Genomic DNA, 15,580 nt, shown 5'->3' on the forward strand with positions numbered 1-15,580 from the left:
GCGACCGACGGCTGCGCCGTCTCCGCCGCCGGCGCCCCGGCCGTGGCCGCGTCGGGCTGCTCGTCGCTCGGGTCGGCGAGCGCGGCATCCGTCTCCGTCGCCTCGGCGGTACCCTTGCCGGGCCCGAGGAACAGGTTCGCCAGGTAACCGGTGAAGGTGCCGAAGATGCCGACCCCGACCACGATGATGAGCGTGCCGATCAGCCGGCCGGCGTTGGTGACGGGGTACTGGTCGCCGTAGCCGACGGTCGAGATCGTGACGATCGTGTACCAGAGCGCGTCCGAGGCCGTCGTGATGTTCGCGCCGGCCGCGTCCTCCTCCACCGCCAGGATCGAGATGCTGCCGAACTGCAGCACGAGCACGCCCATCAGGAGCAGGGTCATCAACGCACTGTTGGCACGATCGTGGATGAGCGTGGTCCACACCGTCCGCGGGCCCAGTTCGCGCAGGAGGCGGAAGACACGCAGCAGCCGGAAGACGCGAAGTACCTTGAACTGCGGAAACGGCAGGCTGGCGAGCAGATCCGCCCAGCCGAAGCCGGCGAAGAAGTACCGCCCCGCCGACGGTGCCGTCGAGATCCGGTAGATGAAGTCGCCGAGGAAGATGGCGCTGAACAGCGCGTTCATGACCGACAGAACGAGCTCCACTGCGCTGTTGCCCGCGATGGCGTAGACGAGCACCAGGTTGACGATCGACAGGATCGACAGTGCGCCGATGAAGATCTCGTACGCGGTGTTCTTCAGCTCGGATCGCGCTGCGGCGCGCAGCCGGGCGCGCTCACGGGAGCGTTCGCGGATCTCGGAGAGGGAACGGGCCATGTCGGCTCCTCGGATCGGGCCATGCCGGACACCCTCCGGCTGAGGCCCCATTGTCCTCGTACCCATCACCGCGGCGCGACCGGCTCATCGCGGTCGGCCGAGCTCGACCGTGCTCAGTCGAGGACCGTCGCGCGCTCCCCCGCCTCGACCCTGGCGGCGAGACGGTTGCCCGCCGGCGGCAGCGGGCACACGTAGTGGTCGCTGAACGCGCACGGCGGCAGGTAGGCGTCGTTGAAGTCGACGGTGACCGACCCGTCCGCGGCCGGCGGCTCGATCTCGAGGAACCGGAAGCGGTAGGCGTCCACATTGCTCGTGGCATCCGCGATCACGGCGCTCAGCCCGGACGCGGGGTCGCCGGTCACGGTGAGCTCGACGGGCGCGCCGCCCACTTCGAGGGCGATCGTGCCGACCGCGGGCTCCTCCCGCTCGTACCCGTCGACGCTGCGGATGACGTTGATCTGTCCCTCGGGCGCGGGGCGGAACACACCGGCGAGCGCCCACGCGTCGTCGTGCGGGAACGACAGGATGCCGCGCAGCCGCGTCCGGCCGGGAATCTCGGGGTCGAACACACGAAGCGCCGGTGCGCCCTCGCGGCTGATCGCCTTCAGCCGCAGCCGTCCGACGTCCAGGTGCTCTCCGGGCGCCAGCACGACCTCGTCGAGCGGGGCGTCCGGCGTCTGTGCGCGCAGTCCCGTGCCGACCACCCGGTCGTCCACCGCGCGCCAGAGACCCGGAGCGCCGTCGTACGCGCGGGGTTCGGCATCCAGCCAGTGGGTGTTCCGCAGCGCGGCGACGCCGTGCTCGGACGACACAGCGTGCCAGCGAGCGTCGGTGACGGTGGTCTGGGGGGCGCTCGTGGGGAGGGTCATGCGGGTCCTTCGTCCGGGGTAGGGCGGCGATTCGCCCCTCCCATCCCAACACGCCGTGGGCGAACGCATTCCCGCGGCCGGCGAGTGTCGGTCACGCGGCGTCATCGACGCTTACCTTGCAGTTCTAGGTAACTTGTACTTCTATGTACGTAGGGCTTCTACGTATGGAGGACGATGTGAAGATCGGCAAAGACCTGGTCGCCGCGGCGGCGACGCCGATGGTGCTCGGCATCCTCGCCGACGGCGAGTCGTACGGCTACGCCATCCTGCAGCGCGTGGGCGAGTTGTCCGGCGGCGAGCTGGAGTGGAGCGACGGCATGCTCTATCCGCTGCTGCACCGGCTGGAGCGGCTCGGGCATGTGGAGTCCTCGTGGGGCGCCTCCCCCAGCGGTCGTCCGCGCAAGCACTACCGCCTCAGCGCTACGGGCCGCGCGGCGTTCGCCGAGCAGCGGCAGCAGTGGGCGGTGGTGAGCCGCGCACTGCAGCGGGTGTGGTCGGATCGTGACGGCGGCACCGACTTCGCCGGCGCCCCGGCGTTCGGGGGTGCGTGACATGGCGGACGACCTCGAACCCCGCATCGAAGACCAGATCTCGGCGTGGCGCGCCTACGTCTCGCGCCCCGAGGCGATCGACGGCCGCGACGTCGACGAGCTCGAAGACCACCTGCGCGGCCAGATCGACCGGCTCGAAGCCTCGGGTCTCGACGGCGATGAGGCGTTCCTCGTCGCCGTGAAACGCCTCGGCGGACTCGACGACCTGTCGCGGGAGTTCGCGCGCGAGCACTCCGACCGGCTCTGGAAGCAGCTGATGTTCCCCGGCGAGCCGCGCGCGCCGCGCAGCGGCGGCGGCCTTCCGCTCGCCGTCGGGCTCGCGATCGGCGCGGCCCTGGCGATCCAGATCCCGGCGCTGTTCGGCATCCGCTTCGGCGAAGACACGGACTTCTACGCGCGCTTCGCGGCGCTGCTCGTGCTGCCGTTCCTCGCGACGTACTTCCTGGTGCGTCGCCGGGCATCCGTCGCCACCGTCGCGGTGGTCGGCGTCCCGTTCCTGTTCGCGGCCGCCGTGATGGCGGTCTACCCCTTCGCACCGGGCGGCGCGACACTCGTGCTCGCGGCCACCCACGTCGCCGTGGCGCTGTGGATCGTGACCGGCATCGCGTACGTCGACGGGCGCGTGCGATCGAGCCGCGCGCGCATGGACTTCATCCGGTTCACCGGCGAATGGGTCGTCTACCTCGCCCTGATCGGCCTCGGCGGCGGTGTGCTCGTGGCGCTGACCATGGGCGTGTTCTCGGCCATCGGCCTGGATGCCGAGTGGTTCGTCGAGCAGTTCATGGTGCCGTGCGGCGTCGCCGGAGCCGTCGTCGTCGCCGCCTGGCTCGTCGAGGCGAAGCAGAGCGTCATCGAGAACATCGCACCGGTGCTGACCAAGCTGTTCACACCGCTTTTCACGCTGCTGCTGCTGGCCTTCATCGTCGCCGGGCTCCTGCAGGGGAACCTCGTCGACGGGGGCGAGACCGAGGCGTTCGGCCAGCGCGACCTGCTGATCCTCTTCGACATCGTGCTGGTCGTCGTCGTCGGCCTGCTGCTCTACGCCCTGTCGGCGCGCGAGCCGCTCGCGCCGCCGTCGTGGTTCGACCGGCTGCAGCTGCTCATGGTGGTGGCGGCGCTCGTCGTCGACATCATGGTGCTCGTCGCGATGATCGGACGGATCGCCGAGTGGGGGGCGAGCCCCAACAAGCTCGCCTCGCTCGGGCTCAACGTCATCCTGCTCGCGAATCTCGTCGGCGCCGCATGGCTGCAGCTGCGGTTCGCGATGCGCCGCACGCCGTTCGAGCGCCTGGAGCGCTGGCAGACGGGCTTCCTGCCGGTCTACCTCGCGTGGGCGGCGATCGTCGTGGTGGCGTTCCCGCCGCTGTTCGCGTTCGCGTAGACCACGCCGGGGCCCGGCCGGGCGGCGATCGCCTCCAGGAGCACCTGGTCCCATCGCTCGAGGAACGCCGGCAGGCCGTAGCGCGCCAGGGCGTGCTCACGCGCTCGGGCGCCCACCTCCGCGGCCCACTCCGGCTCCTCGAGGAAGGCCCGCGCGGCACGGCGCAGTTCGTCGACGTCGGTCGAGACGACTCCGGTGCCGCGGCGACCGCCCGCACCGCCTCGGTCGTCGCGAGCGCGACCACCGGCATCCCGAGATGCATCGCCTCGATCAGTGACAGCCCGAGCGAGGTCCATCGGAACGGATGCAGGTACACGCGGCGCCGGGCGAGCTCGGCGTGCAGGCGCCGGGGCGCCAGGCTCTCGATACCGGCGATCGCCGGGTCGTCGTCGAACGCCGCCGCCAGCAGGCCGGCGTCGATGCCGAAGACGTCCAGCGGCGCTTCCCGTGTGAACGCGGGCAGCAGGTCGGTGCCGACGGCGCGCCATCGCCGCACGGGTTCGTTGACGACGACGCCGATCCGGGCGAGCTCTCCGGAGTAGAGCGAGCCCGGGTCGGGGACGCCGTGCTCCACCACGGTCGTCGGTGCCGTCCCGTTGTCCCAGAACAGCCGGTTGAAGTGGGTGACGTGGACGATCAGGATGTCGTGGCGATGGGCGAGCGGATGCCGCGTGGTGAACGCGCCGGGGCCGGGCGTGTTGTGCTCGAGGTAGACCGCCGGCAGATCGCGGCCGGGCACGCGACCGGTCAGCGACTCGACGAGTCCGATCTCCTCCGGACGCTGCAGCACCACGACGTCGATGTCTTCGGAGCGCAGCGCGTCGAGGGCGACCGGCCGCGCTCGGTCCCATCCCCAGCCGCTGACGCCGTCATCCTCGCCGGGCAGCACGCCGCGTACCGGCAGCAGGTACTCGTGCTCGCCGCGGACGAAGGCGTCGGTGTAGCCGCCGTGGATCGGCCAGAGGAGGATCCGCACGTCGGCTGCCTAATAGTCCTCGGGTGCGAGATCGCCCTGGCCCGTGTCGCCGAGTTCGGCGATCTCGGGGCTGAACCCCTGGGTGTCGGGCTGCAGCGCCGCGGACGGCAGGTCCTCGCGCGGCACCTCCTCGTCATCGGAGGGCAGGTGCGCCGGGTCGTCGCCGGTGGCCGTCTCGATGTCCGGGTCCTCGCCCGCGTCGAGCGAAGTGGTGCGGTCCCACTCGGCCTGCGCCGGGTCACGAGTGGGGTCCGGTTCGATCGACGTGTCGCGATCGCGGAGCGGCTGCACCCCGGCCTGCTCAACCCCGACCTGGCCGTCGGGCGCCGGAGGGATGCCTGCGGGAAGGCTGTCGGACATGGGGTTCTCCTCTTCTCGAGCTCGGTTCAGACGTCGCGCGTCGGCGTGCCGTGGATCTCGCCGCGCCAGCCGCCGGTCTCGCGGCCACGCTCCTCGATGAACTCCTTGAAGCGTGCGAGGTCTTTCTCCGCGGCGCGCTCGTCGATGCCGAGCGCGGCGCCGGCCTTCTCGGTCAGCGACTCGGGCACCCAGGTCATCTCGAGCGAGACGCGAGTGCCGTCGCCGGCCGGGAGGAAGCTCACGCGGCCGGTGTGGACCTTCTCGCCGTGGCTCGCCCACGAGATGTGGTCGTCGGGCACCTGGTCGGTGATGGTGGCGTCGAACTCGCGCTCCACTCCCCCGATGTTCACGACCCAGTGGGTCCGCTGGTCGTCGAGCTGATCGATGCGCTCGACCGCCGACATGAAGCGCGGGAACTCCTCGAACTGCGTCCACTGGTCGTACACGGCCCGGATCGGGGCGTCCACGTCGATCTGTGCTGTCACAATGCTGGTTGCCATGACGGCTCCTCTCACTGGAACAGCCACCGTACGAAACCGGGCGGTGCCGGGGCACGGGGTTGACTCCGCCGAAGGCCGCAGGTAATGCCCGCGTGCGCGACCGCGACCGCGCGCGTCAGCGCTCAGCGCACGCGGAACACACGGATGCAGACCTGCCCCGCCTCAGGTCGCGCGTAGCCGACGAACTGCGCCTCCGTGAGCCAGCGGTGCGCCTCCGCGCCGGTCTGGAACACGAAGGCGGTGCGGTAGTAGAGATCCTCCTCGCCCACGTCCTCACCCGCGTAGAGGCGCCGCTCGACGTCTTCGCCGGCGTGCCAGTAGCCGCGGTTGACGACGTCGATCGCGGCGCCGTCGTCCGCCTCGATCAGGTATCGCGCGTCGAGCTGGGTGGTCGCACCCCGCGTCACCCACCAGTCGGCGCCGACCCCCAGCACGCGTCCGTTCAGCCGCGGTCCCGAGATCGTGCCGCCCACGATGGGCGTCACGTTGAGATCCTCGGATGCCGTGCGCCCGACCCGGATAGGCTCCGACACCGCCACCTTCAGCTCGAAGACGAACTCGAGCCCCGGCTCCCAGGCGGTCACGCGACCGCTCCCGCGATACGCGCCTCGACCGGCGTCAGCCCGCCCAGCGCGGCCTCGACATCCCGAGCCGCGGCGAGTGAGACGTGGTCGGCGTTGCGCGGCCCGATGAGCTGCACCCCCGTCGGCAGGCCGTCCTCGTCCAGCCCGGTCGGCACGGCGACCGAGGGCAGCCCGAGGAAGTTGACCGTCACCAGGAGCCGGTGGTCGCGCCAGAGCTCGGTGGTCGCCGCCGGGCCCGACAGGTCGTAGCCGATCTCGGGCATGCGCCGCGCCGAGACCGGGCCGAGCACGATCGGGTACTCGGCCTGGAACCTCTCCCACGCGGCCGCGATGACCGCACGCTGGGCCCAGGCGCCGCCGTAGGCCTCGCCCGACGCGAGCACCTCCGTCTCCTCGGCGTTGTCGAGGAAGTACCGGGTGGAGCCGTGCGACAGCGGCACGGGGAGCGCGCCGGGCAGGAAGGCGCCGACCATCTCGGTGGTCGAGATGCGGCGCCACAGCGTCGCCGCCTCCTCGATCAGGGGCGGCTCGATGTCGTCGACGGTCCATCCCGCCGCGGCGAGCGCCGCGGCGGCGCGGTCGACGGCGGCGGCCACCTGCGGATCCACGCCCCAGCCGAGGGGGTCGCGCACGACGGCGACCCTCCGGGGACCGTCGTACGACGCCGGATGCGCCAGCGTGAGGGCGGCCGGGTCGCTGCCGTCAGCGCCGTGCATGATCGTGAACGCGGCATCGAGGTCGTCGACGCGCCGGGCGATCGGCCCGTTCACGGCGAAGAACTGCAGCGACAGCGACACCGGCTCGGTGACGTCGGCCATCGGCGCGGGGATGCGGCCGGCCGACGGCCGCAGTGCGCAGACGCCGGCGGCGTACGCGGGCAGCCTGAGCGACCCGCCGTAGTCGTTGCCGAGACCGAGCGGTGTCATGCCGGTCGCCACGGCGACCGCGTCGCCACCGCTCGACCCGCCGGGAACCCGGAACGGGTCCCAGGGGTTGAGCGTGCGGCCGAACAGGTCGTTGTCGGTGTCCCAGCGCAGGCCCCAGTCGGGCATGTTGCCGCGGCCGATGGGGATCGCGCCCGCCTCGAGCAGGCGCCGGACCATCGTGGCGTCCTTGGCGGGGACCGCCTCCGCCATGAACGGCCAGCCACTGGTGCTCGCCGACCACGTCAGATCGATGTTCTCCTTGACCGTGAAGGGCACGCCGGCGAGCGGTCCGACGGTCTCGCCGGCGTCGAGCGCCGCGTCGACGGCATCGGCCAGGGCGCGTGCCCGCTCGTGGAACACGACGGTGAGCGCGTTCACCACGGGGTTCACCGCATCGATGCGGTCCAGGTGGGCGTCGATCACGGCGCGTGCGCTCGTCGAACGCGAACGCACAGCATCCGCGATCTCGCGCATGCTGAGTTGCCACAGGTCTCGGTCGGTCATCTCTCTCCTCGGGACGTAGGGATCTGGGTGGTCGCTGTTGCAACGGTCGGCAGCGCCGACGTGCGCGCGGGGAGCCGGCGCCGGGGCACCCACCCGGCCCGCGGGATCGAGTCGAGCAGCGTCCGCGTGTACTCGGCGTGCGGGCGGTCGAGGACGTCCGCGATCGGACCCTGCTCGACGGCCACGCCGGACTTCATGACGACGACGTGGTCGCAGAGTCGGCGGACGGTCGTCAGGTCGTGCGAGATCATCAGCAGCGCGACGCCCGTGGTGCGACGGATGCCGTCGAGCAGCGTCAGGATCTCGACCTGGGTCGTGACGTCCAGCGCCGAGACCGCCTCGTCGAGCACCAGGATCTCAGGCTCGGCGGCGAGCGCCCGCGCGATCGCGACGCGCTGCCGCTGGCCGCCCGAGAGCGAACGCGGTCGCTGTGCGGCGAGCGCGGGGGCGAGCATCACGGCGGCCAGGAGCTCGTCGACACGGGCGTCGAGCTGGGCGCGGCCGATGCGGCGCCGATGCACCGCGACCGCCTCCGACAGACACTGTCGCACGGTCTGGCGGGGGTCGAGGGATTGGTAGGGATCCTGGAAGACCATCTGAGCGATCCGCGCCCGGGCCCGCCGATCGGCCGCGCTCCGGGCTGGCCGCGTCCAGTCGGCGCCCTTCACCGTGACCGAGCCGGCATCCGCCGTTTCGAGTCCGCAGATGATCCGAGCGGTCGTCGACTTGCCCGACCCCGACTCGCCGACGATGCCCAGCGAGCCGCCGCGCGCCAGCGTGAAGCCGATGTCGTCGACCGCCACGAACTCCTCGCGGCCGCCGCGCGGCGAGCGCACCTGAAACGTCTTGCGCAGCCCTTCGACGGCGAGCACCGGCTCCTCGGCCTCGATGCGATCCGCGATCAGGTCGCCCGGCAGGGTGGCCGACAGCAGGCGCTGCGTGTACGGGTCCGCGGCATCCTGCCGCATCGTCGCCGCACGCAGCGTCTCGACCGTGCGCCCGTGCTGCATGACCGCGACGCGGTCGCAGACGGCGCCCGCCAGCGCCAGATCGTGTGTGATGAAGAGCAGCGCGAGGTCGCGGTGGCGGCGGAGGTCGGCGATCACGGCCATCACCTCCTCCTGCGTGGTCACGTCGAGTGCCGTCGTGATCTCGTCGGCGAGCAGGATCGGCGGGTCCATCGCGAGCGTCGCCGTGATCATCACGCGCTGCAGCAAGCCGCCCGACAGATCTCCGGGGCGCTGGCGCATGCGCCGCGCCGGATCCGGGATGCCGACCTCGGCGAGCAGATCCTGCGCGCGCCGGTCCGCGGCATCCGGCTTCGCACCCCCGACGGAGACGAGCGCCTCCGTCATGAAATCGCCGATCGTGCGGAGCGGGTTGAGGTGCGCCCGGGGCGTCTGGAACACCATGCCCAGGCGCCGCGCACGGATCTCGCGCAGGCGTCGGGGCGGGAGCGTCGAGATGTCCTCGCCGTCGATGCGGATGGTGCCGCCCACGGTGAAGCCCTCAGGAAGGAGTCCGGCGACGGCCCGCACCGACAGCGTCTTGCCCGAGCCCGACTCGCCGACGAGGCCCAGTGCCTCGCCGGCACGCACCTGCAGCGTGCAGTCGTGCACGAGTGTGCGCGGTTGCTGAGCCTGTCGCCGCAGGTCGGGCGCCGGCGCGGCGATCGACACCTGATCGAGTTCGAGGACGAGAGCGGTCATCGGTCGGCTCCTTCCGCCCACGTGGTCACACGCGCCCCGAGGATGTTGACCGCGAGCACGGTGACGACCACGAGCGCCGCCGGGAACATCGACTGCTCTGGCGCGCCGACGAGCAGCGACGGCTGCCCGGCGGCGATCATCACACCCCAATCGGATGCCGGCGGCTGGGCGCCGAGACCCAGGTACGAGATCGCGGCGAGGTCGAGCATCGCGTAGCCGAAGCCCACCGTGGACTGCGCGAGCACGGCCGGCAGCAGCGCGGGCACCAGGTGGCGGAAGCAGATCGCGAACGATCCGACACCCTGGATGCGCAGGGCGGCGACGTACGGCTTCGACAGCTCCTGCCGCGCGGAGGCGCGCACCAGGCGCGAGACGATAGGGATGTAGGCGATCGACAGCGCGACGATGGGCGCGATGAGCCCCTTGCCGAACATCGACACCGCGAGCACCGCGAGCACGAGGCCCGGGATGGCGAAGATGACCTCGATCAGCCGCGAGCTCGCGCCGTCCACCCATCCGCCGAACCACGCCGACACGATGGCGATGAGCGTGCCGAGCAGCGACGACGCGAGCACGACGAGGATCGGTCCGACCACGCTCGGGCGCGCGCCGACGAGCACTCGGGACAGGATGTCGCGGCCGAGGTCGTCGGTGCCCATCCAGTGAGCGGGCGAGGGCGGCGCCGCCACCGGCCCGACGTAGAGCTGGTTCGGGTCGTACGGGGCGAGCAGCGGGCCGAACAGCGCCATGGCCAGGATGCCGATCATCACGATGCCGGCCGCGATCAGCAGCGGATCGCGCACGGCCAGGCGACGGGCGAAGGTCGGGACGCGGCCGCCGGCGAGCTGGGCGACGCTCATGCGTTCCTCCTCGGCTTGACGGAATCCGGGTCGATCAGGGCGATCGCGATGTCGGCCGTCGCGTTGAAGACGACGAACAGGATCACGAACAGGAGCGAGATCACCTGCACGACCGGGAGGTCCTTGCGGGCGGCCGCCTCGGTCAGCAGCGAGCCGAGCCCGCCCAGTCCGAACGCCTGCTCGGCGATGGCGGACGCGGCGAAGAGGCCCGCGACGGTGGCGCCGGAGATCGCGAGGATCTGCGGCGACGCGTTGAGGAACACGTGATGCCGGAAGATCTGACCCCGAGGGATGCCGCGCACCCGGGCGGTGTCGACGTGCTCGGAGTGCAGCTGCCCCACCACGGCGCCGCGCGTGATCCTGCTGAGGTAGGCGATGTACAGCACCGACAGCGAGATCGCCGGCAGGGTCAGATGGTAGAGGTTGTCGAGGAGCCCTTCACCGGCGCCGTACACCGGGAACCAGCCGAGCACGCGGCCGAAGACCCAGATGAGCAGGATCGCCACGACGAAGGTCGGCAGGGCGACGCCGAACGCGGTGGCGACGAGCACGGCGCGGTCGGTTCCCCGCCCGCGCGTGGCGGCCAGGATGCCGGAGCCGATGCCGAACACCGCGATGAGCACCAGCGTGTACAGCACGAGGAGGAGGGTGATCCCGAAGCGTGGCGCGATGAGCTCGACGACCGGCGTCTTGTACACGAAGGACGTACCGAGGTCGCCGCCGAGCACCCCCGTGATCCAGAAGAAGTACTGCACCCACACCGGCTGATCCAGGTGGTACTCCGCCTTGATGGCCGCGACCATCTCCGGCGTCGGTCGCAGACCCCCGGCGAGCGCGACGACCGGGTCGCCGGGGGTGAGCAGGACGGCGGAGAAGATGACGATGCTCGCCAGGAACAGGGTGAGCAGCAGCCCTCCGAGCTTGCCCAGCAGCTGCCGGGCCACGCTGGCGTTCATCGTCGTCCCTCTCCGTTGCGCGGTGACGCGTCGATCACTTGCCGCCGAGGTGCTGTGCCCACGGGCTGGAGTATGCCGCCACCGACGTCACGACACCGCTGAGCTCGTCGCTCAGGAAGGTCGTGTGGTACGAGCCCGCGAGTGTCACCTGCAGCAGGTCGGGTGCGAAGATCTCCTGCGCGCCGACGTACGCCTGGGCCGCGCCGACCGCATCCGGCGTGGTGCGTGCGGCCTCGAGCCCGGCGGTGACATCGGGATTCGAGTAGCCGGTCCAGTTGAAGATGCCGCCCAGCTCGGCCGGCAGCAGGAACAGCTGCGGGTAGGCGAGCACGCCCGGTGTCTCGGTGTAGCCCGTGGTCGCGACGAAGTCGATGTTCTCGCGGGGGACCGGATCGGGCAGGAAGATCGCTGCGAAATCCGCCGGCTGCCGCTCATCGATCTCGATCGTCAGGCCGATCTGCCCGGCGGCGCTCTGCACGATCGCCGCGGTCTGCGACAGTTCCTTGCTGCCCGCGGGGATCGCGAGGCGCAGTGGCACCGAGGTGTCCTCGCCCGATTCCTCGACGAGCTTCTTCGCGGCGTCGAGGTCGACCTGCGGCGTCGCGAGGGCGTCGTAGCCCGCCTGGTACACGTCGGCCGCGGACGAGCCCGACCACGAGAACGGCGCGACGAATGTGCTCTGCGGCTGACCCAGCCCGTGCAGCACTGTGGAGATGTACTGCTGCCGGTCGATCGCGAGGCTCAGCGCCTGGCGGATCAGGGGATTCGCGCCCGCTCCGGTGTCACGTGTGGGGCCGAACGAGAACGACGCCGTGGAAGGGCCGATGACCAGCCGGCCCGTGTCGGACGACTCGAATGCGCTGCGGCTGCCCGGCGCCACGTTGAACGCCCCGTCGACCTCGCCCTCCAAGAGCGCGTTGGTGAGCGTGGTGCCGTCGGAGATGAACCGGTAGGTGAGCTTCTTCACCAGCGGCGCACCGTCCCAGTAGTCCTCGTTGGCGACCGTGACGATCTCGCTTCCGGGGGTCCAGCTCTCGAGCCCGTAGGGACCCGCACACATCAGCTCGCCGCCGGAGGTGCCCAGCGCCGCCCCCTGGGCCTCGCCCACGGCCTTGCTCAGCACCGCGCCGGCGCCTCCGGCGATGGCGTCGCGGAACGTGGAGTCGGGAGCGACGAAGTGCACGGTCACCTGGTTCTCGCCGGTGACCTCGATCCCGCCGTCCGGCGCGACGAGCACGAAGGCGCCGTAGAACGCCGAGGTCACGTCGGAGTGGTGGCGCTCGAGGCTGTACACGACGTCGTCCGGCGTGACCGGCGTGCCGTCCCAGAACGTCACGCCCGGGCGGATGTCGATGACGAACGTCACCGGATCGACCCAGTCGGCGGTCTCGGCGATCCCGGCGTCGACGGTGAAGTCGGGCTGCACGCGCAGCAGGCTGTCGCACAGGTTGGGCTGGACGAAGTTGTAGTCGGCGCCCGGGACCAGCGAGCGCGGCTCGCCCTCCACGAGGGCCCACGTCACCTCGTCGACCTCGGTCGTGCCCGCGGGCAGCGCGTCGACGAGCTCGATGGGTGCGGACGTCTCGTCGCCGGTCGGCGACGTCTCGGCGTCGCGGGGCGTGCACCCCGCGAGCAGCACCAGGGCTGCAGCGGCTGCGACGACCGTGGCGGCCTTGCCTCGGTTTCTCATCTCGTTTCCTTTCGGGTCGGTCGAGGGAGATCACAGATCGCGGCGCCATCGCCGCGGTAGCCCTCAGGGTAGTACAACACTGTTGTACATCAATGTTGCATTTGTGTTACAGGCGTCAATAGGGTGGGTGTCATGCCCCGAGAGGTAGACGCCGATCAGCGGCTCGCAGACATCGCCGCCGCGACGATCCGCGTCGCGCGATCCGCCGGCTCGCACGCCGTCACGATCCGCTCGGTCGCCAGGGAGCTCGGCGGCTCGACGACGCTCGTCACGAACTACCTGCCGTCGCGCGCCGGTCTCATCCTCAACGCACTCGATCACGGACGGGACCGCTGGCAGGCGGCGCTCGACGAGACGCTGGCGGCCGCGGCGCCCGGGGACCGGTTCACGGCCGTCATCGAATGGTCGCTGACCACCGGCCCCGACGAGCCGGTGCTGCGTGCGCTCATCCTCGAGATCGTCGCCAACGCCGACCGCGAGCCGGACCTCCGCACGGCGCTTCAGCGCGAGACCGGCGAGTTCCAGCGGCTGCTGCTGGAAGAGGCGCGCAGCGCCGGATTCGCCGACCCGGAGCACGTCGCCGGGCTCGCCTATCTGCTCGTGCGCGGGTCGTACGTGGCGAGCTCCGAAGATCCGGCGCGGTGGGACGAGCCCCAACTGCGCCACGTCATCCACGCGACCCTCTCGGCGCAGCCGCGCACGAGCGTGCATCAGCGCACCACGTAGACCCGGACGCACACCTGGCCGTCCTCGTCGCGCGCGAGCCCGATGAACTGATGCTCGGCGAGCCAGCGGTGGGGCGCGGCATCCGTCTGGAAAACCGGCGCGGTGCGGAAGTAGTACTCCGTCTCGGGGACGTTCTCCCCCGCCTCGACGCGCGCGATCACCTCGACCGAGGCCCGGTAGTAGCCGCGGTTGATGATGTCGATGACCGCGCCGTCGTCGGCGCGCAGCAGATAGCGCGCCTCCAACTGGGCGGTACCCGACCGCTCGACCGCCCAGTCGCCGCCTCCCGGCAGCACCTCGCCGTTCAGCAGCGGTCCGGCGACCGTGCCGCCCGTGATCGGCGTGAAACTCAACTCCTCGTCGGCACTCCGGCCGATGCGCAGGTACGGGGCGATGTCGACGCGGATCTCGAATGCGAACTCCAGCACGGGTTGGTTCATGGACGGGGCTCCTCGGCTCGGGTGTCGGGCAGAACTGTCAGGGTGACGCGCAGCGGCTCGTCGCCGCCGAGTACGACGCGCTGCCGGTTGGTCGTGGTCGCCACCGCGCCCCACGGCTCCTCGCCGGTGCCCGGCTGCGGCAGGAACTCAGGGAAGTCGCTCGAGTGCACGTGCAGGCGCAGTCGGTGCCCGGCGTGCACGCGGTAGCCCAGCTGTCCGAGGTCTATGTCGACGCTCGCGGGGTCGCCGGCGTCGGTGACGTGCACCTGGCCGCGCGCGATCCGCAGCGCCGTGCCGTCGGGCGCCAGGTCGAGCAGACGCGCGAACACGTCCATCACCGGACCGTCGGACGAGACGGATGCCGCGACCCGCACGGGTCCCGCCAGATCGGTGTCGCGGGCGAACGCGTCGGTGGTGAACGACAGCACATCCGCTCGCGCGCCCAGCGCGGCCTCTTCGGGCTGGAAGAGCAGGAAGGCGAACGCGTTCGGCACGCTCGAGGGCACGAGCTGTTCGGGGTCGTGCAGCCACTCGAGTTCGGTCGCGGCATCCGGAGCGTCGGGCGACAGCCCACCGCTCGCGTGCGCGTACAGCGTTCGCGTGGCGGCCTGCGACGGAGGCCACGTCTCCGAGGCGCGCATGCCCGGGGTGCCCGCCAGATTCCAGCTGACCCGCGGGATGTCGGACGCCCGGCCCCGACCCCGCACGAACACCTCGAAGAAGTCGACGGCGGGTTGCAGCATCCGTGGCAGTTCCGCACGGATCTGCTCGTCGCCGCGCTCCTCGACGCGCGCCGTGAGCGGGTCGTCGAGGTAGTACGACTCGTGGTCCATGGACTCGATGCGGAGGAAGTGGTTCAGCGCCCAGGCGGGCCGCGTCTCGATCTCGGCGACATCGGCCCACGACAGTGGCGCGCAGTTGTCCCACCAGCCGATCGTGTGCAGGGTCGGCACGGGACGCGCGTCGAACGGGCTCGCGAGCGGGAAGCGCGGCAGGTGCACGGCGTGCGGATACCACTGGTCGTACGAGAGGGACCGCGAGCCGAGCTCGGCGACGACGTCCTCGGCCTGGGCGCTGAACGGGCGCCGTGCCGGGTCGAGCTCCCAGAAGTAGGCATCCTGGGAGTGGAAGTAAGTGAGCGGGTAGAGGTACGTGATCGCCCACTCGACCGGCCGCGTCCGCTCCCCCGGCACCGTGCGCACGGGTTCTCCGAGCATCGTCCCCGTCACCCGCGGGGCGATCGCCTTCAGGGCGGGATGCTGCGATGCCGCCGCCGCCCACTGCGTGTAGCCGTAGTAGCTGTCGCCCCACATCGCGACGCGGCCGTTCGACCATGCCTGCCGCACGACCCAGTCGATCGTGTCGTAGCCGTCGTCGACCTCGTTGACGAACAGCAGCGCGTCGCCCTCGGAGCGGAACTTGCCCCGCACGTCCTGCGCGACGACGCGGTAGCCGCGGTCGGTGAAGTACTCGGCGATCAGCGGGATGAACGTGTACTCGCCGCTCTTGTCGTACGGCAGCCGGATCAGGATCGTGTCGCCGGGTGTCGTGTCGGGCTCCGCTGGGGCGCCTGGCAGGTACACGTCCGTCGCGAGGCGCACGCCGTCGCGCATGCGGACGCGCTCCTCGCGGGCGGCGGGGCTGACGGGCGCGGGTCCGACGTGGACGATCTGGGGCACTGACGACTCCTCTGCGAGCGGGTGAGAGCAACGGTAGGGACTTCGATGTTG

Annotated in this window: 15 protein-coding genes; 3 read left to right on the top strand and 12 right to left on the bottom strand. The window is 71.2% G+C overall.

Annotation, left to right across the window (positions count from 1 at the left end):
* The coding region (locus tag VIP82_RS09420; RefSeq protein WP_331907908.1) for a potassium channel family protein at positions 1 to 818 on the bottom strand (818 nt) is incomplete at its 3' end.
* Positions 819 to 931: 113 nt separating this feature from the next.
* The gene (locus VIP82_RS09425) at positions 932 to 1,687 is read right to left on the bottom strand and encodes a DUF1684 domain-containing protein (RefSeq protein WP_331907910.1); all 756 of its coding nucleotides are present in this window, start codon (positions 1,685 to 1,687) and stop codon (positions 932 to 934) included.
* Positions 1,688 to 1,863: 176 nt separating this feature from the next.
* Between VIP82_RS09425 and VIP82_RS09430 the strand changes: the two genes are divergently transcribed.
* Positions 1,864 to 2,238, top strand: a complete 375-nt coding sequence (locus VIP82_RS09430) for a PadR family transcriptional regulator (protein ID WP_331907912.1) — start codon at positions 1,864 to 1,866, stop codon at positions 2,236 to 2,238.
* Position 2,239: 1 nt separating this feature from the next.
* Positions 2,240 to 3,619, top strand: coding sequence for a permease prefix domain 1-containing protein (locus tag VIP82_RS09435; RefSeq protein ID WP_331907914.1), 1,380 nt, complete (start codon positions 2,240 to 2,242; stop codon positions 3,617 to 3,619).
* A 985-nt stretch (positions 3,620 to 4,604) separates the two neighbouring features.
* Here the strand turns inward: VIP82_RS09435 and VIP82_RS09445 are convergent.
* The 8 genes from VIP82_RS09445 to VIP82_RS09480 all read right to left on the bottom strand — a co-directional run bounded on the left by VIP82_RS09445 (position 4,605) and on the right by VIP82_RS09480 (position 12,684).
* Positions 4,605 to 4,955 carry a sugar ABC transporter ATPase gene (locus VIP82_RS09445; RefSeq protein WP_331907916.1) on the bottom strand — a complete coding sequence of 117 codons (351 nt, stop codon included), beginning with the start codon at positions 4,953 to 4,955 and terminating at the stop codon, positions 4,605 to 4,607.
* 26 nt (positions 4,956 to 4,981) lie between these two features.
* Positions 4,982 to 5,455 (bottom strand): SRPBCC family protein, encoded by a 474-nt coding sequence (locus VIP82_RS09450; RefSeq protein WP_331907918.1) that lies wholly within the window; start codon positions 5,453 to 5,455, stop codon positions 4,982 to 4,984.
* A gap of 122 nt (positions 5,456 to 5,577) precedes the next feature.
* The gene (locus tag VIP82_RS09455) at positions 5,578 to 6,039 is read right to left on the bottom strand and encodes a DUF3237 domain-containing protein (RefSeq protein ID WP_331907920.1); all 462 of its coding nucleotides are present in this window, start codon (positions 6,037 to 6,039) and stop codon (positions 5,578 to 5,580) included.
* Positions 6,036 to 7,469 carry an amidase gene (locus VIP82_RS09460; protein WP_331907922.1) on the bottom strand — a complete coding sequence of 478 codons (1,434 nt, stop codon included), beginning with the start codon at positions 7,467 to 7,469 and terminating at the stop codon, positions 6,036 to 6,038. The genes VIP82_RS09455 and VIP82_RS09460 overlap by 4 nt, the downstream gene beginning before the upstream one ends.
* Positions 7,466 to 9,178, bottom strand: coding sequence for a nickel ABC transporter ATP-binding protein NikE (gene nikE, locus VIP82_RS09465; protein ID WP_331907924.1), 1,713 nt, complete (start codon positions 9,176 to 9,178; stop codon positions 7,466 to 7,468). The genes VIP82_RS09460 and nikE overlap by 4 nt, the downstream gene beginning before the upstream one ends.
* Positions 9,175 to 10,038 (bottom strand): ABC transporter permease, encoded by an 864-nt coding sequence (locus tag VIP82_RS09470; protein ID WP_331907926.1) that lies wholly within the window; start codon positions 10,036 to 10,038, stop codon positions 9,175 to 9,177. Before VIP82_RS09470 ends, nikE begins: the two co-directional genes overlap by 4 nt.
* A complete protein-coding gene (locus VIP82_RS09475) occupies positions 10,035 to 10,994 on the bottom strand; it encodes an ABC transporter permease (RefSeq protein ID WP_331907928.1) in 960 nt (319 codons plus the stop codon). The genes VIP82_RS09470 and VIP82_RS09475 overlap by 4 nt, the downstream gene beginning before the upstream one ends.
* A 34-nt stretch (positions 10,995 to 11,028) precedes the next feature.
* Positions 11,029 to 12,684 carry an ABC transporter substrate-binding protein gene (locus VIP82_RS09480; protein WP_331907930.1) on the bottom strand — a complete coding sequence of 552 codons (1,656 nt, stop codon included), beginning with the start codon at positions 12,682 to 12,684 and terminating at the stop codon, positions 11,029 to 11,031.
* Positions 12,685 to 12,816: 132 nt separating this feature from the next.
* On the opposite strand from VIP82_RS09480, the gene VIP82_RS09485 reads away from it, so the two are divergent.
* A complete protein-coding gene (locus tag VIP82_RS09485) occupies positions 12,817 to 13,410 on the top strand; it encodes a TetR/AcrR family transcriptional regulator (RefSeq protein ID WP_331907932.1) in 594 nt (197 codons plus the stop codon).
* On the opposite strand, the gene VIP82_RS09490 is transcribed toward VIP82_RS09485, so the two are convergent.
* Both VIP82_RS09490 and VIP82_RS09495 read right to left on the bottom strand, forming a co-directional pair.
* On the bottom strand, positions 13,395 to 13,850 hold the full coding sequence (locus VIP82_RS09490; RefSeq protein WP_331907934.1) for a DUF3237 domain-containing protein: 456 nt from the start codon (positions 13,848 to 13,850) through the stop codon (positions 13,395 to 13,397). The two genes, VIP82_RS09485 and VIP82_RS09490, sit on opposite strands and share 16 nt — an antisense overlap.
* Positions 13,847 to 15,529 carry a CocE/NonD family hydrolase gene (locus VIP82_RS09495; protein ID WP_331907936.1) on the bottom strand — a complete coding sequence of 561 codons (1,683 nt, stop codon included), beginning with the start codon at positions 15,527 to 15,529 and terminating at the stop codon, positions 13,847 to 13,849. The genes VIP82_RS09490 and VIP82_RS09495 overlap by 4 nt, the downstream gene beginning before the upstream one ends.
* Positions 15,530 to 15,580: the final 51 nt, after the last annotated feature.

Source organism: Microbacterium sp., assembly GCF_036566905.1.
Classification (GTDB): domain Bacteria; phylum Actinomycetota; class Actinomycetes; order Actinomycetales; family Microbacteriaceae; genus Microbacterium.